This window comes from Bacillus sp. SSR7, from assembly GCF_055902415.1.
This window is the reverse complement of the sequence record NZ_JBVVXV010000013.1, coordinates 1-24021: the sequence shown is the minus strand read 5'-3', so window position 1 is coordinate 24021 and position 24021 is coordinate 1. Positions and strand designations below refer to the sequence as shown.

Sequence of the window (24021 nt, the reverse complement as noted above, 5' to 3'; positions counted from 1 at the left end):
ACTAACTACAACTATTGGTTCAAATGATTTTTAACTGCTCTTACTACCAATTCGTGATCTACTTCTGGCGGCAACCCTGAAACTGTTATCATTCCAATAACCCCTACGTTTTTTATTCTAATAGGAAAGCATCCACCAAACGCAGCATATTCCGAAGTATCTAAAAGATATTTTTCATTATATGAAATTCCAGTTATTTCACTTTGTATCTGCATATAATACGAGCTACGATCATGCAGGGAAACAACTCGTTTTTTACGCTCAATCCATTTCGTATTTTCCGCATTTGTCCCTGTCATCTTGAAATGAAATAATTGCACACCATTTTTCGTTATATCAACAGCAATCAATTTTCCCTCTCGCTTTGCTGTTTCAACGATAAATAAACCTAGTTGCAAGGCATCTTCATTTGTAAAAGAGGAAAATTGAAGTGTTTCCTCCTCTTTTAAAATTTGTTTACTTATTTCATTCAAATTTGAAGTACTCATATCTTTATCCCCCTTACTCACTTTATGCCACATGGATATTTTTAAATTTATGTGACTCTATCCTGCGACCTTTCAATATTACTAGTACTCTCTTCCTCTTGGTGCTAATAAGAATTATATTTAACGCATTCAAAATGTATGTCCCTTAAAATGCTGCTATACACACTAAACATTTCGTATAGAGACATCAACAACATTACAAGCTAAAAAAACCAATTGCTTAAGCAACTGGTTCGCTAAAATTTTCATATGGGATATTCATTCAACCAAAGGAATGCTTGTCTATAATCATCAAAAAACTTTATGGATTCTTTCGTATTGGATTGTTGTAAATAATTCATGATCTCGCCTTCTTCAAGGAGAAAAGCAATTGCCTTACTGTGATTCAAAATCGTTTCATTAAAAAACTTCTCTTTCCATACTTTTTGAACCGAAAAATGATCTGGTATGTAGCCTTTTCTATCTACCAACAATTTGTATTTCCTTCCCTCGGAAATGAATTGCTGACAAACTTGCTCGAAACCATTAAACCATTCATAAACATCATCTGTTTTAATCTTGCCGATAAGACGAGTAACAATTATATCTCCCGAAACCGTTGTTCTAATATTCAGTTTACTCAATCTGAAATCATCTCCCTTAGCTATAATTATGCAGAAATATCTCATAAAATCAACAAGATAAACTGTAACGCATTAAAAAGGGACAGACCCTCCAAACCGAGAAGCCTGTCCCAAAATCGTTCTATTTTTCATTCGAACTAACAATCGTAAATTAGAATAATGACTTAATACTTGCTAAAACAGTAAGGACACCTACAATAATAACAAATACGTTACTCATTTTCCCTTTGTACTTAGCTAATACCGGTACTTTTTGAATCGCATACATCGGTAATAGACATAAGATAGCAGCAACTAATGGACCGCTTAGAGAATCAATAAGTCCAAGAATACTTGGATTTGTATAAGCAACAAACCAGCATGATAATACAACAAAAGTAAGGATTATTGTCTTAATTGTTTTTTCTTCAATATATTTTCCACGTGATTTACCAAACTTAATAATCATATCACGCATTACTTCAAATGCTCCGATATAATGGCCCAGGAATGACTTTGTAATAGCCACAAAAGCAATGATTGGAGCTGCAATCGTGATTACAGGCGAATTAAGCTCATTCGCAAGATATGAAAGAATTGATAAGTTTTGTTCTTTTGCCATTTTTATATCCTCTGGAGTCAAGCTCAATGCGCTACTCCAAACGAAGAACATAACAACAGCGAATGTCATGATATAACAAACCTTTTGTATTTGCGCACATTTCGCATCAGTGGCTTCGATTCCATACGTAGCTCTCTGTTTCACAACAAATGATGAAATCATAGGTGAATGATTAAATGAGAATACGATGATTGGTAGAATCATCAATATCGTCCCAAAATAGCCTGTTCCTGTTGAAGCAGTTGAAACAGCTGAAAAACTAAGCATTGACGTATTCCACTGTGGAATTAAAGATATTGCGATAAAAAGTAGAGAAACTATGAAAGGATACACTAGCATACTCATTACCTTTACAGTAATATCTTGACCAAAATTCAGTATAGCGATAAGACCAAGAACTAATACAAGTGATAAAATAGCTCTTGGAGGTTCTGGCATGTGCAATTGATGCACGATAAAACTACTTGCAGTGTTTGTAAGCGCAACCGAATACATTAGTACGATTGTATAAATTGAACCGAAATATACGATGTTAAAAATGATACTCGCTTTATTTCCGAAATACTCTCTAATTGTACCTGTGATCCCCTCATCAGCAGAATTAGAAGCGTATATCATTTTAGCAAGTGCCCTATGTGAGTAATACATAACTGGATATGCAAGCAATGTAATTAGTAGTAATGATAATAAACCACCTGAACCTGCATTAATCGGTAAAAAGAGCACCCCTGCTCCAATTGCAGTTCCAAATAGACTCAGTGCCCATGTAGTATCCTGCTTATGCCACTTTTTCGGATCTGCATATTGCTCATTTTTTAGTGCGGTATTTTCAGCTTGAACTTCTATTTTCTTTGCAGTATTCCCGTTCATATAATAACTCCCCCTTGTATCTATTCCTGCCTCTCTCTTAATAGCTACCGAATATTTTCCTTTTTTGGAAAATGAATTCCTTACAAGTTGCCCCACATTGTATGTCCTTCATCATAATGAAACCCAATTGAAACATTCGCTAGTTAGCGTCCTAATATAATTGTTAGCGTTCACAAAAAAGTTTACTCGTAATATCCGCTCTTTATATAAAGACCCCTTAAAAGAACAATATGGAATAGACTTCATAAATACGTTGCAACATTTCTAATAACAGTGTATTACTTTAACGGTTTCTCTTTTTTACTTTTAACAGTAATTTTAGCTAAACCAGCCTCTCTTCATTTGCGAGGCATTTCTTTCTCAATTCTATACATTACTTTCATAACTTCGGCAGCATTGATGATATTACTTACACAAGCCACTGAAGTACTTTACATACATTTCGCCTCTAATCACACACCTTTCTTACTAATAATCGCATTTTTTATATTTTCTCCAGAGACAATAAAATTTCTCTCGACGCCCTCATTATAACGTGTATATTTATAAAATTAATATTTTTATATTTTCAGAAATATTTAGCGAACAAAATTTTATATGGATAATATTTTACAGTTCGTACACAACCCTTATTCCTATCGCTTAAAACTGAATGAATTAGAATAAAATACCTTCATACAATACTTACCAAAGTTACTCATTTTAAAAATACTTATATTCTTTTCTGTCAATAAAATTTGTTTTAATCAAAAAAGATATTCCAATAAATAATTAACGTGGTTAAAAAGAAATATCTTTTTGAATTTGCAAACAAATTTCCAGGATATATATTATCAACATTGCATTCATATACATTTTTAGGAAAAATACTTTTTTAATTCATAGCAATAAGAGGACCGCTAACATTTTACAAAAACCTACGCTACACGAAAAAATAAAATGAGCTGCCCATATTAGGCAGCTCATTGACATAATTATCATTATCAGGAGTGGGCAAACAAATCATTTCAAAGTCATCTTAATTCGAGTTTTTTCAACTCTTCTTCAGGAATATCTCTATGTTTGTAATGAATCGTTTTTACATCATTTCCTTTTATACGAAAAGTAATCGTGTCTTCTCCATAAGGAGGATTGTGTGCGCCCTCAAAGGTTTGAATTTGAACAGTTACATAGAAAATATTATTTGTTTTATCTGTTTTTATTTCAAGTATTTTTTCAGAACCTCGATCCCATAGTTTTGGTTCCTTATAATAGTTTTCAACTTCTTTACTTATCGGTTCTAATAAGAGATTCATGACTACTTCTTTTAAAAACTGTTTTGGTACAGGTATTCTGTTAATTTCCTTTCTTTTCACATCTATAATTTTCCAAAAATCACCGCTCTTTTCAACGGTATAAAGAACATTCGTACCATCGGCTTTCCAAAGATGAAAATAACCTTTATTTCCCTTAATATATAATCGTGGTTCATCAATCCACTCACCTTCTGTTTGGACTATCCCTAGAAACAGTTGAGTAAGTGGTGTTATCTTATAACCTAATTGATTAAAATCACCAAACGAATAAAGTTCATAACCGGTTAAATCTATGTCAAAGCTTTCATTTCTATTATTTTCCATTTTTACAATTGCTTGAGCGGAGATACAGGGTAATAAAAAACTCAGAAAACATATGATGCTAATTATTTTTATTTTCATACAACCAATCACCTCTTTTATTAAAATGCAACAAAAGAGATGATATTATTGATTATTGTACGATTCAACCTATTAAAAGCAAATCATGTAATCTCTAAAACCTCTCGTTAACTAGCTCTTTTATCGAGTTTAATTTTGAAGAAAGCTCGATAAACCATTCTTCGTCTCCTGTTAATAATGCAAGGTCTATAAGATAAAGGATTTGCTCCTTATTGATTACCTTTGATTCAGGGAGTTTGTTAACATGTTTACTAAAGAGTAAAATCGCTTCGTTTTTTGTGTACTTATCGTCCCGTTTCACAATGCTAACTGTAACTACATCTTCCACTTCATCAAGTGATACAATGTAACCAACTATGAATTCGCCCTCATTTGATATTCCACGAACCCAATCTCCTACTTTTAAAACATGGTTATTATTTGACAACATACTTTTTCACCTTCTTATAAATATTTTTTGTGGCGATAAAAAAGAAATAAAAACGAAATCAAACTGTAATTTTTTCCATTACATTTAAATAGTAAGAACTTACGGCTCTATATAACAAGTAAGCCGCTTAACGTTCTTGATTGATAAGATCAACAACTTCTTTCATTGTATAGTTCTTTAAGTATTCACCTAGTTGTTCTTCCGCACCTATGAAAATAGCGAAAAGAACTTTTCGCATGTTTGAACCTACAATACACTGATTATTTGACTCAGGACACTTAGGCTGCAACGCACCTTCAGAGGTTATCTGATATATATGCCAAAGGTTAACTTCACTTAAATCTCGAGCAAAAATAAAACCGCCACCAGTCCCCTCTTTCGATTGTATAAACTTATGTTTTTTTAACAAACTTAGCACTTTGCGAATGCGTACTGGGTGAACACCTGCACTTTCTGAAATAGCGTTACTTGTTGACATCCGGTCTGGCTGTAAAGCTAAATAAGTTAAACTGTGTATGGCCAAGGTAAAGTCGCTGCTCATTATTTTCCTCCTACGATCAAAAATATTATTTCTCCTATATTAACATACTGTAGCCATAAATATTACAGATAGGTTAGTCAAACGTTAAAATATAAGAACCACTCTTAGCATAAAGAAATAGATTCCATAACTCCCTTTAGCTTTTTAAGTTAAACATACATTTAAAGACTCCATTGTTTCTTCACTTGCTCTTCTGCCAACTGTTTAATTTTTGTCCATATCGTATCTTTGCTTACAATAACATTTGTTTGATAATTTCTATCGTTATAATTGACTGTAACACATACTTCTATCATTTCCTGCTTCCTCCTTTCAAACAAATTTCTTATCTATATTTAAGTCCTGAAAAGTCTTGGATTTAGTTAAAGCCTCTAACTTGTAACTTCACTTTTTAAATAATCCAATTTAAAAGCCCCACTGCTTTTTGACTTGTTCTTCTGCCAATTGTTTAATTTTTGTCCATATCGTACCTTTACTTACAATAACATTTGTTTGATAATTTCTATCGTTATAATTGACTGTAACACATACTTCAATCATCTTCTGCTTCCTCCTTTCAAAAAACTTTTCTTAAAAAATATTACTTGTTAATTAGCCAACTTTTGCAGTTCAATATTTAAAAATGTTCGAACGCTACGTGGTAAAAATTTACGAATTTCTTCGTCATTAAAACCAATCTGTAATCTTTTCTCATCCAGCATAATTGGGCGACGCAACATTAGCGGATGCTCAATTATTAATTTATAAAATTCATTCAGCGAAAGCTCATCTATATTTATATTTAAGTCTTGAAAAGTTTTGGATCTAGTTGAAATAATTTCAGTAGCACCCTCTTCCGTTAAACGAAGAATGGATTTAAGTTCATCCACTGTCATAGAATGGGATACGATATTTTTTTCAGTATAATCAATTTGATTCTCCTCCAGCCATGCTTTCGCTTTTCGGCATGAACCGCAGCTTGCTGTTGTATATAAAACCACCATATTTCACTCACTCCTTTAATATTCTTTATGAAACTTCAATTTTAAATATCGGTCATTTAAATGTATTAAAAAAAATTACAGTTCAGAATCAAATTCACGTAATGTTATTTATTCGGCAATGTTTCATTTATCTCTATTATTCATTTCTTTTAAAATGCTTCTTCTATACATTTGTTGAAACTACATTTTACAGACGATGACAACTCACTTCTAAAAATCTTACTGTAATTTTAAACCTTACAGTTCAATTAATCAAATGTTAAGTCTTGGAGTAATTAATCATTTTTTTATGTGCATTTCCCCATAGCGTTATTGAAGACACAAAAATAAGTTGAGGCAATACGTGCCCCAACCTATTTTTTATACCTCTTTATAACTTTTTGCAGTAATAACTGTTTCGAATTCAAAGGTTTCCGGCAAGTGATCGGCGTAAGAGTATTCAAAAGTGCGTCCATCCGTTAAGTAGGCCACCTGTTCCACTCTCATTAGGAAATCTTGATTTGTTAAGTTCATAAACTGCTTTTCTTTATCATCCGGGCGAATTCCTTTAACCCTAACAACGGATGTTCCCACTTGAAGACCTAGTTTATTTTGAATGTGGGAGTAGATTGATTCCTCTAAAACAGAAACATCAACACCTGGAATGACCGAAATCGGCATCCATGTATGCTCCATAATCGTTGGAATACTGTGAATGATACGGAGGCGAATGATTTTATATACAAAATCCCCTACTGAAATACCCAATTTTTCAGCAATGACTTCATCGGCACCGACAATCGTAAACTCAATAATTTTACTTTCTACCTCACTGCCATAAACAGCTTTCGTACCTGTTAAAGTTTGAATCATTCGCGCCTTTTCTTGCTGACGCCAATCTTGAACGACCGTTCCACTTCCGCGCCGGCGAATGATGTAGCCGTCTCTCACTAACAGATCCAGCGCTTTTTTTATAGTAAGGACAGAAACATCAAATTCTTCAGCAAGGACGGGGCTACTTGGAATTTTTTCGTTAATCTTATATTCGCCGTCTAAAATTTGCTGTTTCATTTTTTGATAAATGCCGAGGTATTTTACTTGTGTGGATCCGCTTGCCATTTCCATACCTCCTTTATGCTGAATTCCCTCTTCTATTCATTCAAATGTAAAGCCTCAAGTTTGTAAACGGAAGGTGATGGCGCAGCAAATCCGTTTTCTAAGATTTCAATATTCGTTACCGCTTCTTCGTCTTTCACAAGCTTTGGTGCACCATTTACGATTGTTTCATACGCTGCATCATAAAAACGACCGTAATCACCAAGCGGCGTTTTAATTTGTTTTTCAATCCAATCACCGTTTGCATTGCGATATTTCGCAATTCCATAGTACATCGGTGAATCTTCACCAAATCCTGCACTCTCAGGCATGATACTCGCTTTCAGATCATTTTCCTGCTGATCTTCACCGTATTTAATAAACGATCCATTTGTTCCATGAACGATAAAGCGTGGATAATCTTTTGCTACAACATGGTTCGTTTTCAGTTTAATTTTCAGCCTATTTCCGTAATGTAGTCCAACATCAAAATAATTATCAACCGCACCTTCCACTTCATTATTACGAATATCGTATGTCACCGTATCTGGACGGCCAAATAGTGAAATCATACGGTCCATCGTATGAATACCTAAACTATAAAATGAACCTTCTTCTTTCGGACCTTCGCGAGTGATTGAACCCGGACGGAAATAATCAATATGTGATTCAATCTCGACAATATCACCAAGGAATCCTTGTTCCACAACTTGCTTCACCGCTAAAAAATCACCATCAAAACGGCGGTTTTGATACGGCATAACTACTACACCTTTTTCTCGCCCTAAAGCTAACAATTCTTTCGCATGTTCTACTGTATCGCAAAATGGTTTTTCAACGATAACTGATTTTCCAGCAAGTATAACTTTTTTCGCTAATTCGTAATGCGTATGTGCTGGCGTACAGACCGTCACCACTTGAATGTCTTTATCATTCAACAATTCGTCCAAATTAGTAGTGAAACTAACACCTTTTTCCTCATATGGAGCTGCTAATTCTTCATTTATTTGACGTACAAAAATCGTTTTTATTTTTATATTATTACGTGTGTTTACATAAGGTAAGTGATAGCGGTTAGCTGATTTTCCAAATCCAATAAAGCCCATTGTTAATGTCATGTTCTTCAACTTCCTTGCTCATATATTTTTGTTTCTATACTTATTATATATTTTCATTATCAAAAGTATATAGTTTTAGTTTTAAAATTATATATCAAAAAAGTCGAGATGGAAATCATTTTCTAATTCACATCTCGACTTTACGTTATAGACTTATGTCCTACCATCAGTTTTATTTACATTCGATGACTAGTAGATAGCTACTTGGTTACATACTCTTATTCATACATATAAGAACGTGTCATCGGAATTGTATCGTTAATACCTTTTGTAAATACAAATTGATGTAGATCAATATTACCTGTAAAGAACGAAGCTGCACATGCATTTAAATATAAGCGCCACATACGAATGAATCGCTCATCTTTCGTTTTGCGAACTTCCTCCAGTACGTTTTCAAAATTCCGAGCCCAATGTTGTAATGTTTTCCCGTAATGTCTACGTAAGCTTTCCACATCAACAATGAAAAATTGTTCGTTTGTCATGTTCGTGATTAATTCGTTAACAGCAGGAACATATCCGCCAGGGAATATATATTTTTCAATCCAACCATTCGTAGCACCACCATTGGCCGGAGAAGTAATACAATGAAGTAGAGAAATTCCCCCATCATTTAGTAGTGTGTTCACTGTTTCAAAGTATTGCGTAATGTTGTCTTTTCCTACATGTTCAATCATACCTACACTAACAATTTTATCAAATTTACGATTCTTAATATCGCGGTAATCAAGTAAAGATACTTCAACTAAATCCGTAAGCCCCTCTTGTTTAATTCGCTCGGAAGTCTTAGCATATTGTTCCTCACTTAACGTTACTCCCATCGCTTTCACACCGTACTGTTTAGCGGCAGCTGTAATGAGTTCACCCCACCCGCAACCAATATCTAATAATGTATCACCTTTTTGAAGGTTCAACTTTTTCAAAATATGATTCACTTTATTATGCTGAGCTGTCGTTAAAGAATCTTGCTCATTTTGGAAATACGCACAAGAATATGTCATTGTTTCATCAAGCCACAATTTATAGAAATCGTTCCCAATATCGTAATGATGAGCAATATCATCTTTATTTTTTTGTTTTGAGAAATTCCATTTACTTTTGAAATATTGCAACTTACTATCACCTAAAAAGCTATCCTGCCTTTTATAAATAGATTGAATTGTTTTTTCAAGATTACCCTCTATTTCAAGATCTCCATTCATATATGCTTCACCGAATGCGATAGAAGGATCCTTAGCAATCTCTTTTTTTGAAAGAGGCTTATGGAACGTTACATGAAATTGAGGTTCCCCTTCTCCATATTGTATTGTTTCTCCATTCCAAAGTGTAATTTGAACTGGATCTGAAAAAAGATTTTTAAGTATTTTTTTATAAAAAAGTTCTTCAACCATATAAACATCTCCTACTAAAGAAATTGAACAAAAAACTATACTAGTTAATAAGTCTTTTTGAACATAGCTTAAAACCGTTATGACCTCTTGCTACGAGTGTCATTATAAAACGGTTATATTATGAAGCATAGTACGTACTTTAAAGTGATGAAGGCACTTTTAAGTACCTATGAAAACTTTAATCCATTATTCATCACGGCTAAAACAGTTGTTAATATCGTATAGATCCTTACTTTCTAAATTTTTATACTAAAAAAATCACCACCTCGTCATTAGGTGGTGTTTTCAATATTACATATAGAGATTTCATTTCACTTAACTTTACTATTTTTTCTATCTATGCATCGTTCTCCCCATACGGTCAATTGATTTAATACATTTTGCAAAGACCACCCATAATCAGTTAAGGAGTATTCTACTCGGGGTGGAATTTCTTTATAGATTTCACGTGTAATCACACCATCATCTTCTAGCTCACGTAATTGTTGCGTCAACATTCTAACAGAAATTTCAGGAATTAGACGCTGCAACTCGCTCGTTCGCTTCGTTCCTTTCGTTAAGTGACATAAAATGACGACTTTCCACTTTCCCCCGATAATTTCTAAAGTTGCTTCTATCGGTATATTGTATTGTTTCACGCGATCTCCCTCCTTTTTTCTAAATTTCTTCTCTATTGTTACGTAAAAACAAATAATTTTCTATACGGCACATTTTAGTTCCTACAGCACAAAAAAGTACCTATATTACCAAAAAGTAATTATGCCGTTTAAAAATATTCCTATATACAAAAAGAAAAACGAACGTATTCCCGTTCGTTTTTTTCTTGTTTATTCTGCTGTAATGAGCATAGACGTGTTGCCATTCTTTTCAAGATGATGTTCTCCCCAGTTACAAAGAGAATCGAGTATAGCATCTAAAGAATGACCGTATTCCGTTAACGAATACTCTACTTTTGGCGGCACTTGGTTATACACTTTTCTCTCGATTACACCGTCTTCTTCTAATTCACGTAATTGCTGCGTTAACATCTTTTGTGTAATACCAGACATTAATTGTTTTAATTCGCACGTTCTCTTTTTGTCTTTCTTTAAATGACAAAGGATTACTACTTTCCACTTTCCACCGATAACCTCTAAAGTCGCCTCTACAGGAATATTGTATGTTTTCATATGAAAATCTCCTTTAATAATGTTATAAGGCAATTAAGCTAAAGATTTAAATATTACTTTTAAGTATCTATAGCACCTTAAAGTACGTACTTTTTATTGTATTAAACATGTTTCATAATAGCATACGTAAACAGCAGATGAGTAGTACGGCACTAAAAAGTACCTGTATTACTTTTTAGTATCTATATTACTTTAAAGTACGTACTTTTCATTATGTAAAATACATTTCATAATAGCATTTGTAAGAGTTGAGTGAGTCATGCAGTGTTAGAAATTACCCATGTTATCTTTTAGTGGTAACGTACTTTTTTAACTGTTTATATACTTTTATCATGCCTTTTGTCAGACGACGAAATGACATATATGGATTTTCACAATCATTAATTAATTTTCAAATATATTTTAGGAGGATATGTATAATGAGTAAATTACTAAAAGAAAAAATCGGTTTTGGTACAGCACCACTAGGAAATATGTATCGTAATATTCCAGAAGAAGAAGCAATCGCTACAGTGGATGCGGCTTGGGAGAATGGCGTTCGTTACTTTGATACAGCTCCACTTTATGGATCTGGCTTAGCGGAAATTCGTCTTGGTGAAGCACTGTCAAAAAGAAATCGTGATGATTACTTTTTAAGTACGAAAGTAGGTCGAACGATTTCAGATGAACTAGAAGATCCATCTGCACGTGATTTAGGTGAAAAAGGCGGACTTTTCGAATTTGGCCGTAAAAATAAAATGATCAATGATTATAGCGCAGATGCAACACTTCGTTCTATCGAGCAAAGTTTGAAACGTTTAAAAACAGATCGTCTAGACTTTGTTTTCATTCATGATTTAGCACAAGACTTTTATGGTGATGAGTGGATTTCACAATTTGAAACAGCTCGAACAGGAGCATTCCGTGCACTAACACGTTTACGTGAAGAAGGTGTAATTAAAGGCTGGGGGCTTGGAGTAAACAAAGTAGAATCAATTGAACTTATGCTTGATTTAGAAGAAGCGAAGCCAAATATATCCCTATTAGCTGGTCGTTATTCATTATTAGATCACGAGCGTGCCTTGCAACGAGTAATGCCCGCAGCTGTTAAGCATAATATGGATATTGTTGTTGGTGGCCCATATAGCTCAGGTATTCTTGCTGGAGGTGCTCACTTCGAATATCAAAAAGCATCACCGGAAATTATTGCAAAAGTTGAGAAAATCAAAGCTCTTGCAGATCGTCACGTAATTAGCATCAAAGCTGCTGCATTACAATTTTCATTAGCAAATCCAGCAGTTGCTGCCGTTGTTCCTGGTGCAAGTAAACCGGAACGAATTGTAGAAGACCAAAACGCCTTAAATACAGTAATTCCAGCAGCATTCTGGGAAGAAATGCGCGAACAAAAACTAGTAGCATCTAATGCACCACTACCAATCAACGTAAAATAATAATGAAACTTTAATCAGTGGGAGCATCCCCCACTGATTATTTACCCGTAAATACCGGAATGAAAAGGAGCATAATGAATATGGCACACACTACTACATCTATGGAAATTTTCGGTTCACCTGAACAAGTATGGCAATTAATCGGAGGTTTCAACTCCCTTCCAGACTGGTTACCTTATATACCTAGCAGTAAATTAACGGAAGGCGGTCGTGTACGTCACCTAGCTAATCCAGATGGTGACACGATTATAGAACGATTAGAAGTATTCAATGATAAAGAACGATACTACACGTATTCAATCATGAATGCACCGTTCCCAGTCACTAATTATCTATCTACAATCCAGGTGAAAGAAGGTACTGAAAGTAACACATCGGTAGTAGAGTGGTCTGGTACGTTCACTCCTGTTGAAGTTAGTGATGAAGAGGCAATAAACCTATTTCATGGCATTTACAGTGATGGACTGAAAGCATTGCAACAAGCATTTCTAGATTGAGCTATTAAAAACAATGAAAAGCAAAGCGATATCGCTTTGCTTTTTTATAAAATCCCTTTTAACTTTTCACCAATTAACTTCGCTACATACTTATAGCCTTCTGGTCCAAAGTGTAATCCATCTTTTTCATCATTTTCTACAAACCTTTTATAATTCCGTTCTTGAATCATTTCAGCATACAAATTTAGAAAATAGCTTCCTGTTTCTTTCGCCACTTCCTCTACCACGTCTGCATACTGACCGAGTACTTCATTTGTTCTATTATGCTGTCTTTCTTCATCAACTGGGGCAGGACTAATCAGTAGTACTTTATCTGATGAAACTTGGTTCACAATCTTCTCTAAGTTTTCTTTATATGCTTGTAATGACACTTGAGAAAAAGAAACTGCATCATTCGTCCCAAGAAAAACTGTTACGAAATCTGGTTTATATGAAATTACATCTTCTTCAATCCTGTTTAACGCATCGAATGTATTATCCCCTGGAACACCTGCATTCTCTACTTTCCAGTTCGGAAACATCTCTTGCAAACGTGGTGTTAATCTCGGCGTTCCATCAAAAAATGTTTCATCAGCTGTAATACTATCTCCAAAGCATACTAACGTTTTCATTAAGCTACTCTCCTTTTACGTATGAAACAACTTTCCTTCTATTGCTTTTATATATCTTTCAGCAGAACGTTCCACTGCCTCATTTGCATTTTCTTTTACTACTCGATGAAAAGCATTGTATAAACGATTAAACTGTAACAGCTTCACTCGATTCACCATTTCTTCCACTTTTCTCGTTGGTAATGGAATTAAGTTTGGATAGCTGTACATGAAGCTTACCCACCGCTCATCTGCTACAACTTGAATAATATCACCTGTTAACAAAATTCCTTTCCCATCATTACCTTCTTCCCAATGTAAGACAGATCCACCTTTAAAATGACCTCCTAAACGATGAATGACCAATCCATCAGCTAATTGTAAAGACTCACCAGACCAATAAATAATACGACTACTCGGGCGCATCACCCACTCTTTATCATCTTCGTGTATATAAATTGGTACATCAAATGTCTCTGCCCATTCTACTTGCGTTGAATAATAATGAGGATGAGACAAGGCAATTGCATCTAATCCGCCAATCTCTTTTATTTTCGCAATTGTCATTTCATCTAAATAAGTAATGCAGTCCCATAGTAAACGATATGATTCTGTTTTCACTACAAATGCTGTTTGACCGATCGCAAACCCTGGTTTTGTCGTAATACTATAAAGCCCGTTTTCTTCTTCAATTATTTCATTTTTATATGTATCACTTATTTGCAAGTTTTCTAAAGTCGTCCAAGACTGCCCTTTCGGATTCACATATTGCCTTTCTTCATCACAAATATGACAACTCACCGGTTCTTCTACACCCGCTGCATACTGTACACCACATGTTGTACAAACGTAATTTTTCATCATAATTCCCCCTATCCCTATATTTTTATTAAGCTGATTTTTTTTGATAATGTTCTGCTTTTTTATTTTCAATTAATAAACTGATAAAAGTAAGTAAATAAACAGCTGTAACCGATAATGGAATCACCGTAAATCCTTTTTCCGCAAAAAGAATCCCGCAAACTGACGTTACGAATACAGTCCCTACTGATAATAAACCATAACTTTTGCTTTCATAAATCCATACGTACGGGATAAAATGAACACCTATTAACATTGCTACTACAAAAGGTAACCATTCTGGAAATTGAAAATAGGCAAGTAATACAAGCGGAATATTCAGTACATTTATCCCACCAATTAATCCTGCCAAAATCCCTAATGGATTTCCTTTCGCAAACATATCAATTTTCAATATAGCAGCTATCATTAAGCCGAAAGGAAACACACATCCCATACCGATTAAATATACCCACACCACTTGTTTTTCAGAAAGAACAAAGCCCGTTATACTCATAACTATCCAAAATAAAACACCAGCTAATATAATCGGTAATCCTCTCTTCGTTTTGATTGCTAAATCCTTTTTCGCTTCTGCAACATTCATCTCACTATCTCCCCAAAAATATTTGTACTATAAAGTCGCCTCAACCTCGTCCATCCAATAACGCCAAGCTGCTAAATAATCTTCTAAATCTTTCGGGTGGTGCCGTAAACACGTATCTATACGCAAATATAATCCTATGACTATTTCTTCATATAAATCACGGTCTTTTTTATGAAATACACATTGTTTCATCGCATAATCAATCATTTCTTTCGTTAAATCTTCCGGGGTTGAACAGAACGCATAAATTAAATCGTATATAGGATCTCCTAGCACTGGTAGGGGATCAATTACACCATGTAGCATATTTCCTTGAAATATAAAATTATGAAATCCAAAATCACCATGCAATAAAAATGGCTGATTTATTCCAGTCCCCCTACTTGGACTATTTACTAACGTAAGAACTTTTCTATACTCTTCCTCACTTATGTACGATCTTACATTTTTATGAGCTTCGATCACATTTGTCGTTAAAAATTCATTCCAAGATTGAACCGGGCTTTCTTTCCATCCCCAGCCATCTATACGTGAAACTATTGCATACTTATTAATAACTTCTTTTACTAGGGTACTAAGGGTAATTCGTTTATTTCCTTGTTCGTAAGAAGTACTACCTTCAAGAAAAGAATACACAATATATGTATGCAAAGGGTCCTTATACAAAAGCTTTGAAAACAACGTATTCCCCTCATAAAAAGAGAGAAAATTAGCTTCTTCACGTATTACTTCTGCTTCATTTAGCTTTACAACGTATTTTTCTTCCAACAAATATACAGTACTTGTCGTTCCTCCGTTTAACACTTTTACGCTATTTGGATAATGTGAAATCACTTTCTCCTTAACTAGTTGTGTAGCGATTACTGAAATGTCCATTCCCTCACCCTTCAATTCAAAAGACAACTTTACTATTATTTGACAAACAAATGGTAAATCCCTCTAAAAATCTTAATATAACAAAAATTCATTTACTTTTATATTTCAAAAATAGGGAAATACTAACAACAACGTTACATACATATAGGAGGACATTATGAAACCTGAATTTTTAAAAGCTGTACATGATGCCATTGGAAACGTCGAACATATTCATATAGAAGAAAGCGGTGCTGACAGCTTACTTATCCATCATGATGATGCACAGCAGTTACAACAAGTCGCTAAAACGCTAGAAAATAACAATTTTCGCTCTGCTTTAAGAACAACTGGAGATGCTTCGTATATTGAAGTGTTGAACAGATAATGAAAGTCCGGATGTATGCCGGGCTTTCTTTTTTATCCCGCATTAACAGGCAGTAAGACCCTCACCTCAAAATTCAGCGGAAGCAGAGAAGTTAGGTGGGGGATCAACTGCCAGTAAAAGCCCGATTGGTTCAACTAATAATCAGTGGGGATGCCCCCCCACTGATTAAAGTTTCACTTTATATTAAAACTTCAAACTCTTTCACATATACTGCTGTTCCCGCAATATCTATTTGTAAATTCTCATTTTCTACATCTTTTGTTACATAAACCGTTACACGACCATCTTTATGTATTTCCTGTCCTTGTTCAACAATTAACTCCGTTTCATGGTCAAGATCTTTTTCCAAATACGTCGCATAATACGCGCCCATTACACCTGAAGCTGTTCCTGTCACTGGGTCTTCAATCGTTCCAGCATAAGCTGATGAAAAATGACGCCCATGCATATGTACCTTTTCGTTATAAGTTTCTAAACAAACTGGATGAATAGAAGCGTTAGGTATTTCTTTTAATACCGATGGAAACACCTCATTGTTAGGTTTCATTCTCTCACACGCATCTAGATTTTTAATCGGTACAATTACAGTCCAATTACCAGTACTTCCATATACAATCGGTAAAGTTACATCTAAATCATTTACTTCTAAACCGATACTATGAGCTAATTCTTCTGTTGAACCTGTAAATTCTTTAAACTGAGGTGCTGCCTGCCTCATTTTAATAAAGGCTTCTCCATTTTCTTTTACACCTATTTGTATCGGTAAAATCCCAGCCTTCGTTTCAATCGTAAGGTTATTTTTCTCTTCTAATAACCCTCTTTCACGCAAAGCAAATATTGTTGCAACTGTCCCATGACCACATAAATCCATTTCAAAACCAGGTGTAAAATAGCGCATTCTTATATCTCCTACTTCTGAGGAAAGAACAAAAGTTGTTTCGTTATATCCAACTTTTTCAGCAATAATTTGCATTTCCTCTTCCGTTAATCCATCTGCTTCTAATACAATACCTGCTGGATTTCCCTTATTTGGTTTATTCGTAAATGCATCATAATGAACTATGTTTATAGTCTTCATTTTCTTTTCTCCTAACCTTCTTTAAAAATTTTACAATACAGCTCTATCTCCGTTTTCAACGGACAATTATTTCTCCAAAATATCCTCTGCATCTTTTCATTTGAAGTATGTGTGCTTCCGATATAATAAGTAGCGCCCATTTCCTTTAACATATGTAAAGATTGAAGGTGCAGTTGGGAAGAGATTCCTTTCCCGCGATAATAAGGCATTACCCCAAAATAAAATAATCGTCCTTCACTTTCTGTTCCAGTTTCTATATGGGGTATGGACATACCAATTGGCTCAGTTTTATCATAAAAAACAATACATGACTTTTCCCATCCCGTACCTAACTCTGTTTGCACTGAATAAAAATGCTCATCAATAGTTAAAATTGAAGTTTGATTCCCTGAACCCGATATACATTGTTCCCAAATATATTTAAATTCTTTTTCCGATAACGTTCCTTCTGCTATTGATCGATATGTATATTGTCTTTCAGGTCCTTCTACATTGTTCAATTCTCTACATACTTCTATCTTTGCGGCATACAAAGAAAAACCGGCATCAAGTAACACTTTCACACTTGAGTTATAACTACTAAACCTTTTGTTTAATACAATACTCGCTCTTTTTAACTCCCAATTAAAACAAACTTCTTCAAATCTACTTATCTTTTCTTTATAAGTTTGTACATCATAAAGAACATTCTCTTCTATCTCTTCAATCGTTACTGCATTTGGTAAGCCATTTAATACTTTTTTAGAAGGACCAAATAAACTTTGAACAACTGTAAGATCGTACTTCACCACTTTAATTCTCCTATCCCCGGCTCCATAAACTTCCCTGAAATATCCTCATTTGAATCTATTACCCAATCATATATATTTTTTGCTCCTTCAGCCGAAGTCATATTCGCATCAAAGGTACCAATATCAGTTTTTAATTTTCCTGGGTGAATGGCAGTTACACAAATTCCTTTATCCTCAAATTCTTGTTGTAAGCAGAGTGTTAACATATTTTGTGCAGCTTTAGCAATTCGATATGAATATGAGAACTGTCCTTGTGGAAACTCTTTGTTCGCCATTTTATGCAATGAACCTAATCGAGAGGACACATTTATGATTCTCGGATAATCCGATTTAGCTAACGCCACATATGTACCTTTTACAACTCGAATTACACCTAAACAATGAATATTAAATAAATCCATTAACTCTTCTGAATTTGTATGTAAAATCTCAGTCTCCTTCCCAGTAATGCCAGCGTTATTTATAACTAGATCCATATACTCTGTATATTCCTCAAGCTGGTTTTTAATTCGCTCCGTACTCTCATCAGCCGATAAGTCTGCTAATATAGGAAAACATCTACCACTAAACATTTGCTTCAATTGCGTTACCGCAACCTCAGTTCTAACTAACGGATAAACGATATGCCCATTTTCATGAAATACTTTTACTAACTGTAACCCTAATCCGCGATTTCCACCTGTAATTAGAACTCTCATATATTCATCTCCTTATTTTTAAAATAAATAAGAAAATCCACCCACTTATCCTTCTCCAAAGAAAACGCCTCTCTCTTGCATTCAAAAGAAAAACCTGTTCTTTCCGCAAGACGTACTGATGGCTCATTATCAACACGTATATGTAACTCGATTCTATGAAAATGAAGACGATTAAAAAATAACGGTAACGCGGCTTTTACACTTTCTATCCCATATCCATTTTTCCAATATTGATTATGAATAGAGTAGCCCATCATTGCCCACTGATAGTCCATACGTAAAATTTTTATAAGCTCTAACTTACCAATATTAGCTCCGTCTTCTTTACGAAAAATACCTAATACGTACATCTCATCTCGATGTGCTGCTTCATCAAAGCCTCTTATCCATTCTGTGAACCATTCTTTTGTTGCTGATGCCATAACTTGATAACCATCGTCATATTTATACTGCGATGGTAACCTCTTACTAAATCCATCTAACCAACTTTCATAATCATCATTTTGGAACGGACGGACCATGAGTCTCTCTGTCTCTATCTGTAATAGCGGCAGCTTCATTTATATCTCTTCCCTTGATTAATGTTCGAATATTCTTTATTATCTTACACAAAATACAAAATCTAGTAAATTATTATGTTTTTGATAAACATGGTTCTATTAAAATACAAAAGGAAACCCTGTTCCAAAGGGTTTCCTTTTGTTATCACACTACCAAACTTATCTGTAATTTAAAACGTTGTATTCTGTCTTTAATATTCCATACACATCAACATCTTCATATGTATTTAATAACAGTCTATTTTGTCTTAATGTGCCTTCTTTACGTAAGCCCGACTTCTCTAACACCTTAATCGATGATTGGTTTCTAGAAATGGCAGATGCCCAAATTTTATTTAAACCTAATTCGATAAAGCCAAAATGAATCATCCTGTTTACAGCCTCAGTTGCAAAACCCTTTCCCCAATAATTCTTACCAATCCAATAACCAAGTTCACCTCTATTGTTACCCTTGTCAATTCTTAATGTAATTGTACCTACAATCTCTCTTGATTCTTTAGAGACAATTCCTAAAGGATATTCGATTCCTTTCCTTATAAGTTCTGGTTGCATATCAACCCAATCTTGCGCGAACTCTAATTTATATGGGTGTGGAAGCCCAAGAATATTAGATAATTCCTTATCATTAGCTAACTCTTTAATTCTAAACACGTCATCATTGGTAAAAGGTTCTATACATAAATGCTCAGTTTCTAATTTTATAGACATATTCTCTCCACCTTGTACTGAAATTGGTTAACTCCCTTTATTTTCAATATTACACTAAAAAAACACAAAAATTTTTAAATTTTCACAATATCCATCGACAGAACTATAAACAAAAAATCCAGTTATGCTTTATACATAACCGGATTCCTCATCATCTAATCGCTTTTTATTTTACAAGTACATCTTCTCTTAATTCCCTCTTCAACACTTTTCCTAAAGCATTTTTCGGTAATTTGTCCATAAATACAACTTCTGGTATTTTATAACTTGCCAGTTTTTCTTTACAATGCTGTATAATTTCTTCTTCCATTAAAGACGTTTGCATATCTTTTACAATATACGCTGTCGGAACCTCTCCCCAAAAGTCATCTGGAACCCCAACTACTGCAACTTCTAAAACACCATGTATTTCATGAATAACATCTTCTACTTGGTCTGGATATACATTGTCACCACCACGTATAATAACGTCTTTATATCTTCCCATAATATGCAGGAATCCGTCGTCATCTATCATGCCAGCATCACCCATGTTAAACCAATTATCTTTTACTACCTTCTTTGTCGCCTTTTCATTATTCCAATACCCTTTAAACATGTATGGACTTCTTACATGAATCTCTCCAACTTCATTTGTTTTTAGTTCATCGCCTGTTTCTGGATGAACAATTTTCACCTCTACATTTTTCAAGGCTTTTCCTACAGAAGACATCTTTTCTTTTCCCATCATTGGATGCCATGAAGTTACAACCCAACCTTCTGTACTACCATAGCCTTGCACCATATAGATTCCTTTTTCCATATATTTTTGAATGAGCGTTTCTGGCACTTTTGTTCCACCGCTTTGTGCTACTTTAAAGGTTGAAATGTTACGTTCTTTTTTATTTAGTTCATCAAGCATATAGCTATAAACAGCCGGGAATGCAAGCATCGTAGTAATTTTCTCGTCTTCAATCTTATCCCAAATAAGAGTAGGATTCGAATCAGCTAAGAAAATCATCGTAACACCATGATAAATACAATTTAAAATAGAAAGCACGCCACTCATATGAAATAATGGATGCACGGATAAAAAGCGCTCACCTGCTGGAATTTCTCTTTGTCCTGCAATCTCAGCAAAATAATGATGTAAGTTTTTATGTCCGATTACGCATGCTTTTGCCTGTCCAGTCGTTCCGGAAGTAAATAAGTAAATGGCATCATCTTCTTCCTGAACTTCTACGTTCGGTTCTGTCGTTGGCTGTTTTTGCAACTCTAATTCAAATGAACCAAAGCCTTCTTTTGTCATTTGAATTACATAAGGAATTTCTTTAACAGCACCTACCTTTAATAACACTTCACTAAATTCTTCATCAATCACTAACACTTTTAATCTCGCTTCTTTTACAATTGTTTCTAATTCATACACAGTAAGCTGATGGTTTAGCGGAATACATACAGCCCCAATTTTTAAACTTGCCATCATAACGCTTGGAAACGGATGATTATTTTTGCATAGTATTCCTATACGATCTCCTCTTTGCACACCATTACGTAACAAATAATGTGCAAGCTGATTTACTCGTTCATTATACTGCTGAAACGAATATCTTTTCCCTCCGCCTACAAGCGCTTCCAAATTTGGTGATTGCATTGCTCTTTTTTGTAATAATTTTTGCATCGTTCTCAAGTAAAACTCCCCTTTATATATGTTAGGGTTTTTATTTTACCAGATTAACTATTAATTTACTAAAGATTACACTTAGTGAATATAATAAGAATAAAAAATAGCCATTTACTTCACAAGTAAATGGCTATTTTTTATTATATATTAGAATACTTCTTGTTCATTACATATTGCACATACTCAGGTGCACTTTTATTAATCTCTTCATCACTTAGTTTGTATTCTGCACCATATAAATAAAATGAAGGTATAAATTCCATACCTGTATATAGACATGTAGCTTGGAATGGTTTCGTCAACTCATCCATCGTAATTCCGCTATTTTCATAATCGTTTTCTAATCCACCTATAGAAATAGCTACACCAAACTCTTTTCCCTTCACTTTATCCCCTTTTGATCCGTACGCAAATCCATATGTTAATACATCGTCAAACCATTTTTTTAATAATGGCGGTGTGCTGTACCAGTATAGCGGGAATTGAAATATATATCTGTCATGTTCTACTAGTAACTTTTGCTCTTCTTCAATATTAAACTCCCAGTTTGGTGCCACTTTATATAATTCATGCACCGTAATTTCATCTGAATGTTTCTCAAGTTCTTCTATCCATCTTTTATTAATTTTTGATTTTTCAATATGAGGGTGTGCTACAATTACAAGTGTTCTCATCATTTTCCATCCCCTTTATAAATGAATCAATCCTTTACATATTAGTATGAATGCATTACATATAATTGAAAAGTACGTACTTTCAGGTGCTATAGGAACCTTGAGGTACCTTTGGAGGTGTAATATGAATCAAAATGATAACTGCCCAATTGCAACGACACTCGATGTAATCGGCGGAAAATGGAAAGTTCATATTTTATGTGTTTTGATGGATGGAAAAATGCGTACAAATGAAATCCGGCGAGAAATCCCAAACATTACGCAAAAAGTTCTGACTCAACAACTTCGACAACTTGAGGCTGATGGGATTATCCATCGTGCTGTATATCAAGAAGTACCACCAAAGGTTGAGTACACAATAAGTGACTACGGGAAATCTTTAATACAAATTATGGATGAATTATGCGAATGGGGAAAAGATCATCAAATAAAAAAATTACATGACTAAAAAACCTACCAACTTCTTTGCATACTGTTGGGAACGGCACATCACTATCAAGCTAACAAAAAGACCTTAATAAAAAACTTTCATGTTTATAGTCCATTTAAGAATTAGCTTGATAGTGATACGGCAAGACCCAAATAAAGAAGTATATGAAACAAATTAACAACAAAGCACGGCTGATGTTAATAAGAAAATTATAGTCGCTGAATGTCTTTCTTACTTCATTTTGAAGTTTAAACAATTATCCATTAAGCCAAGCTTAATAATATCGCTTTTGTACGATTATCCGTTACTTCATAATAAATTTCTAACCCTTTTCGAGTACCTGTAACGACTTTAGTAGCTTTTAGTTTAGATAAATGTTGACTAATTGTACTTTGAGGCATTTGTAACATTTCATACATTGTCGTTACGTTAATAGGACCTTTTGCAACCATTATTTTTACTAATGATAAACGGACAGGATGTGCTAATACCTTCAATACTTCAGTGATTTCTTCATACATTTCTTTCATATTTTTTCTCCCCTTTTACATAAATATTAATGATATCCATATATATAATTCGAAAGGATATACGATTTTGTGTCCGTCATTTTAAAAAATTTAAAAAATCTTTTCAGATGGAAAGAATCCCTCCTCTGTTCAATATTCTATACATTTTTCTTTTACTCGATATTATGTGGTAAGAACTTTCCTTACTGCGACCCTCTTCCATTGTTTTCTTGCTTATGTCCACTATTCCCTTGAGAACCTCTTCCATTATTCTCTTGCTGATTCCCATTATTCCCTTGCGATCCTCTTCCGTTGTTTCCTTCCTGATTCCCATTATTTCCTTGGGACCCTCTTCCTTTGTTCTCTTGCTGGTGCCCAGTATTCCCTTGGGACCCTCTTCCATTGTTTCCTTCCTGATTCCCATTATTCCCTTGCGATCCTCTTCCGTTGTTTCCTTCCTGATTCCCATTATTCCCTTGCGATCCTCTTCCGTTGTTCTCTTGCTGGTGCCCATTATTTCCTTGGGACCCTCTTCCGTTGTTTCCTTCCTGATTCCCATTATTCCCTTGCGATCCTCTTCCGTTGTTCTCTTGCTGGTGCCCATTATTTCCTTGGGACCCTCTTCCATTGTTTCCTTCCTGATTCCCATTATTTCCTTGGGACCCTCTTCCGTTGTTCTCTTGCTGGTGCCCATTATTTCCTTGGGACCCTCTTCCAT

General features: G+C 34.5%; 30 protein-coding genes and 1 pseudogene. 4 read left to right on the top strand and 27 right to left on the bottom strand.

Going from position 1 to position 24021, the window contains the following annotated elements:
* Positions 1-11: 11 nt before the first annotated feature.
* The 14 genes from AC0NJG_RS20355 to AC0NJG_RS20290 all read right to left on the bottom strand — a co-directional run bounded on the left by AC0NJG_RS20355 (position 12) and on the right by AC0NJG_RS20290 (position 10985).
* Complete coding sequence (locus AC0NJG_RS20355; RefSeq protein ID WP_140421311.1) at positions 12-521, bottom strand: heme-degrading domain-containing protein; 510 nt, start codon at positions 519-521, stop codon at positions 12-14.
* A 212-nt stretch (positions 522-733) separates the two neighbouring features.
* The gene (locus tag AC0NJG_RS20350; protein WP_087996293.1) at positions 734-1156 is read right to left on the bottom strand and encodes an STAS/SEC14 domain-containing protein; all 423 of its coding nucleotides are present in this window, start codon (positions 1154-1156) and stop codon (positions 734-736) included.
* A 106-nt stretch (positions 1157-1262) separates the two neighbouring features.
* On the bottom strand, positions 1263-2582 hold the full coding sequence (locus AC0NJG_RS20345; protein ID WP_474063340.1) for an aromatic amino acid transport family protein: 1320 nt from the start codon (positions 2580-2582) through the stop codon (positions 1263-1265).
* Positions 2583-3595: 1013 nt separating this feature from the next.
* On the bottom strand, positions 3596-4279 hold the full coding sequence (locus AC0NJG_RS20340) for a DUF3888 domain-containing protein (protein ID WP_140421312.1): 684 nt from the start codon (positions 4277-4279) through the stop codon (positions 3596-3598).
* Between the two features lie 94 nt (positions 4280-4373).
* A complete protein-coding gene (locus tag AC0NJG_RS20335) occupies positions 4374-4709 on the bottom strand; it encodes an IDEAL domain-containing protein (RefSeq protein WP_000950600.1) in 336 nt (111 codons plus the stop codon).
* A 127-nt stretch (positions 4710-4836) separates the two neighbouring features.
* Positions 4837-5250: an Rrf2-family transcriptional regulator SaiR gene (gene saiR, locus AC0NJG_RS20330; protein WP_087954807.1), complete on the bottom strand. Its 414-nt coding sequence runs from the start codon at positions 5248-5250 to the stop codon at positions 4837-4839.
* 161 nt (positions 5251-5411) lie between these two features.
* Positions 5412-5546: a BA3454 family stress response protein gene (locus AC0NJG_RS20325; RefSeq protein ID WP_000573531.1), complete on the bottom strand. Its 135-nt coding sequence runs from the start codon at positions 5544-5546 to the stop codon at positions 5412-5414.
* A gap of 109 nt (positions 5547-5655) precedes the next feature.
* The gene (locus AC0NJG_RS20320) at positions 5656-5790 is read right to left on the bottom strand and encodes a BA3454 family stress response protein (protein ID WP_000573537.1); all 135 of its coding nucleotides are present in this window, start codon (positions 5788-5790) and stop codon (positions 5656-5658) included.
* A 47-nt stretch (positions 5791-5837) separates the two neighbouring features.
* Complete coding sequence (spxA, locus tag AC0NJG_RS20315) at positions 5838-6233, bottom strand: transcriptional regulator SpxA (protein ID WP_087996296.1); 396 nt, start codon at positions 6231-6233, stop codon at positions 5838-5840.
* Between the two features lie 360 nt (positions 6234-6593).
* Complete coding sequence (locus tag AC0NJG_RS20310) at positions 6594-7331, bottom strand: GntR family transcriptional regulator (protein ID WP_000146304.1); 738 nt, start codon at positions 7329-7331, stop codon at positions 6594-6596.
* 32 nt (positions 7332-7363) lie between these two features.
* Entirely contained in the window at positions 7364-8425 is a 1062-nt protein-coding gene (locus AC0NJG_RS20305; protein WP_088328115.1) for an oxidoreductase, read from the bottom strand.
* Positions 8426-8643: 218 nt separating this feature from the next.
* Positions 8644-9816 (bottom strand): cyclopropane-fatty-acyl-phospholipid synthase, encoded by a 1173-nt coding sequence (locus AC0NJG_RS20300; RefSeq protein WP_474063339.1) that lies wholly within the window; start codon positions 9814-9816, stop codon positions 8644-8646.
* A gap of 311 nt (positions 9817-10127) precedes the next feature.
* Positions 10128-10454, bottom strand: coding sequence for a winged helix-turn-helix transcriptional regulator (locus tag AC0NJG_RS20295; RefSeq protein WP_000816333.1), 327 nt, complete (start codon positions 10452-10454; stop codon positions 10128-10130).
* A 189-nt stretch (positions 10455-10643) separates the two neighbouring features.
* A complete protein-coding gene (locus AC0NJG_RS20290; protein WP_000860823.1) occupies positions 10644-10985 on the bottom strand; it encodes a winged helix-turn-helix transcriptional regulator in 342 nt (113 codons plus the stop codon).
* Positions 10986-11404: 419 nt separating this feature from the next.
* On the opposite strand from AC0NJG_RS20290, the gene AC0NJG_RS20285 reads away from it, so the two are divergent.
* On the top strand, positions 11405-12415 hold the full coding sequence (locus tag AC0NJG_RS20285) for an aldo/keto reductase (protein WP_087954797.1): 1011 nt from the start codon (positions 11405-11407) through the stop codon (positions 12413-12415).
* Positions 12416-12495: 80 nt separating this feature from the next.
* On the top strand, positions 12496-12912 hold the full coding sequence (locus AC0NJG_RS20280) for an SRPBCC family protein (RefSeq protein WP_087954795.1): 417 nt from the start codon (positions 12496-12498) through the stop codon (positions 12910-12912).
* A gap of 44 nt (positions 12913-12956) precedes the next feature.
* Here AC0NJG_RS20280 and AC0NJG_RS20275 read toward each other — a convergent pair whose 3' ends face one another.
* Genes AC0NJG_RS20275 through AC0NJG_RS20260 form a run of 4 tightly spaced genes read right to left on the bottom strand, consistent with a single transcriptional unit; the run spans position 12957 to position 15825 of the window.
* Complete coding sequence (locus AC0NJG_RS20275) at positions 12957-13523, bottom strand: SGNH/GDSL hydrolase family protein (protein ID WP_474063338.1); 567 nt, start codon at positions 13521-13523, stop codon at positions 12957-12959.
* Between the two features lie 15 nt (positions 13524-13538).
* Positions 13539-14366, bottom strand: coding sequence for an MBL fold metallo-hydrolase (locus tag AC0NJG_RS20270; protein ID WP_087996303.1), 828 nt, complete (start codon positions 14364-14366; stop codon positions 13539-13541).
* 25 nt (positions 14367-14391) lie between these two features.
* Positions 14392-14949, bottom strand: a complete 558-nt coding sequence (locus tag AC0NJG_RS20265) for a DUF7010 family protein (protein ID WP_087996307.1) — start codon at positions 14947-14949, stop codon at positions 14392-14394.
* A 27-nt stretch (positions 14950-14976) separates the two neighbouring features.
* Positions 14977-15825 (bottom strand): aminoglycoside phosphotransferase family protein, encoded by an 849-nt coding sequence (locus tag AC0NJG_RS20260; RefSeq protein WP_474063337.1) that lies wholly within the window; start codon positions 15823-15825, stop codon positions 14977-14979.
* 157 nt (positions 15826-15982) lie between these two features.
* Between AC0NJG_RS20260 and AC0NJG_RS20255 the strand changes: the two genes are divergently transcribed.
* A complete protein-coding gene (locus tag AC0NJG_RS20255; protein ID WP_000801653.1) occupies positions 15983-16192 on the top strand; it encodes a hypothetical protein in 210 nt (69 codons plus the stop codon).
* A gap of 178 nt (positions 16193-16370) precedes the next feature.
* Here the strand turns inward: AC0NJG_RS20255 and AC0NJG_RS20250 are convergent, their stop codons facing one another.
* From AC0NJG_RS20250 to AC0NJG_RS20220, 7 genes are all read right to left on the bottom strand, one after another.
* The gene (locus AC0NJG_RS20250) at positions 16371-17270 is read right to left on the bottom strand and encodes a PhzF family phenazine biosynthesis protein (protein WP_087954790.1); all 900 of its coding nucleotides are present in this window, start codon (positions 17268-17270) and stop codon (positions 16371-16373) included.
* 11 nt (positions 17271-17281) lie between these two features.
* Positions 17282-18058, bottom strand: a complete 777-nt coding sequence (locus AC0NJG_RS20245) for a GNAT family N-acetyltransferase (protein ID WP_140168669.1) — start codon at positions 18056-18058, stop codon at positions 17282-17284.
* Positions 18055-18759 (bottom strand): SDR family NAD(P)-dependent oxidoreductase, encoded by a 705-nt coding sequence (locus AC0NJG_RS20240; protein WP_474063336.1) that lies wholly within the window; start codon positions 18757-18759, stop codon positions 18055-18057. Before AC0NJG_RS20240 ends, AC0NJG_RS20245 begins: the two co-directional genes overlap by 4 nt.
* Positions 18756-19319 (bottom strand): GNAT family N-acetyltransferase, encoded by a 564-nt coding sequence (locus tag AC0NJG_RS20235; RefSeq protein WP_087954785.1) that lies wholly within the window; start codon positions 19317-19319, stop codon positions 18756-18758. Before AC0NJG_RS20235 ends, AC0NJG_RS20240 begins: the two co-directional genes overlap by 4 nt.
* Before the next feature lie 159 nt (positions 19320-19478).
* Positions 19479-20027 (bottom strand): GNAT family N-acetyltransferase, encoded by a 549-nt coding sequence (locus tag AC0NJG_RS20230; RefSeq protein ID WP_087996316.1) that lies wholly within the window; start codon positions 20025-20027, stop codon positions 19479-19481.
* 166 nt (positions 20028-20193) lie between these two features.
* Positions 20194-21696 (bottom strand): class I adenylate-forming enzyme family protein, encoded by a 1503-nt coding sequence (locus AC0NJG_RS20225; RefSeq protein ID WP_474063335.1) that lies wholly within the window; start codon positions 21694-21696, stop codon positions 20194-20196.
* A 134-nt stretch (positions 21697-21830) separates the two neighbouring features.
* On the bottom strand, positions 21831-22364 hold the full coding sequence (locus tag AC0NJG_RS20220) for an NAD(P)H-dependent oxidoreductase (RefSeq protein ID WP_140168670.1): 534 nt from the start codon (positions 22362-22364) through the stop codon (positions 21831-21833).
* A 124-nt stretch (positions 22365-22488) separates the two neighbouring features.
* Here AC0NJG_RS20220 and AC0NJG_RS20215 point away from each other — a divergent pair, with 124 nt between their 5' ends.
* Positions 22489-22812 (top strand): winged helix-turn-helix transcriptional regulator, encoded by a 324-nt coding sequence (locus AC0NJG_RS20215; protein ID WP_087996320.1) that lies wholly within the window; start codon positions 22489-22491, stop codon positions 22810-22812.
* Between the two features lie 245 nt (positions 22813-23057).
* On the opposite strand, the gene AC0NJG_RS20210 is transcribed toward AC0NJG_RS20215, so the two are convergent.
* The gene (locus AC0NJG_RS20210; RefSeq protein ID WP_000661864.1) at positions 23058-23324 is read right to left on the bottom strand and encodes an ArsR/SmtB family transcription factor; all 267 of its coding nucleotides are present in this window, start codon (positions 23322-23324) and stop codon (positions 23058-23060) included.
* 182 nt (positions 23325-23506) lie between these two features.
* Positions 23507-24021: pseudogene (locus tag AC0NJG_RS20205) on the bottom strand (hypothetical protein); the annotation flags it as partial.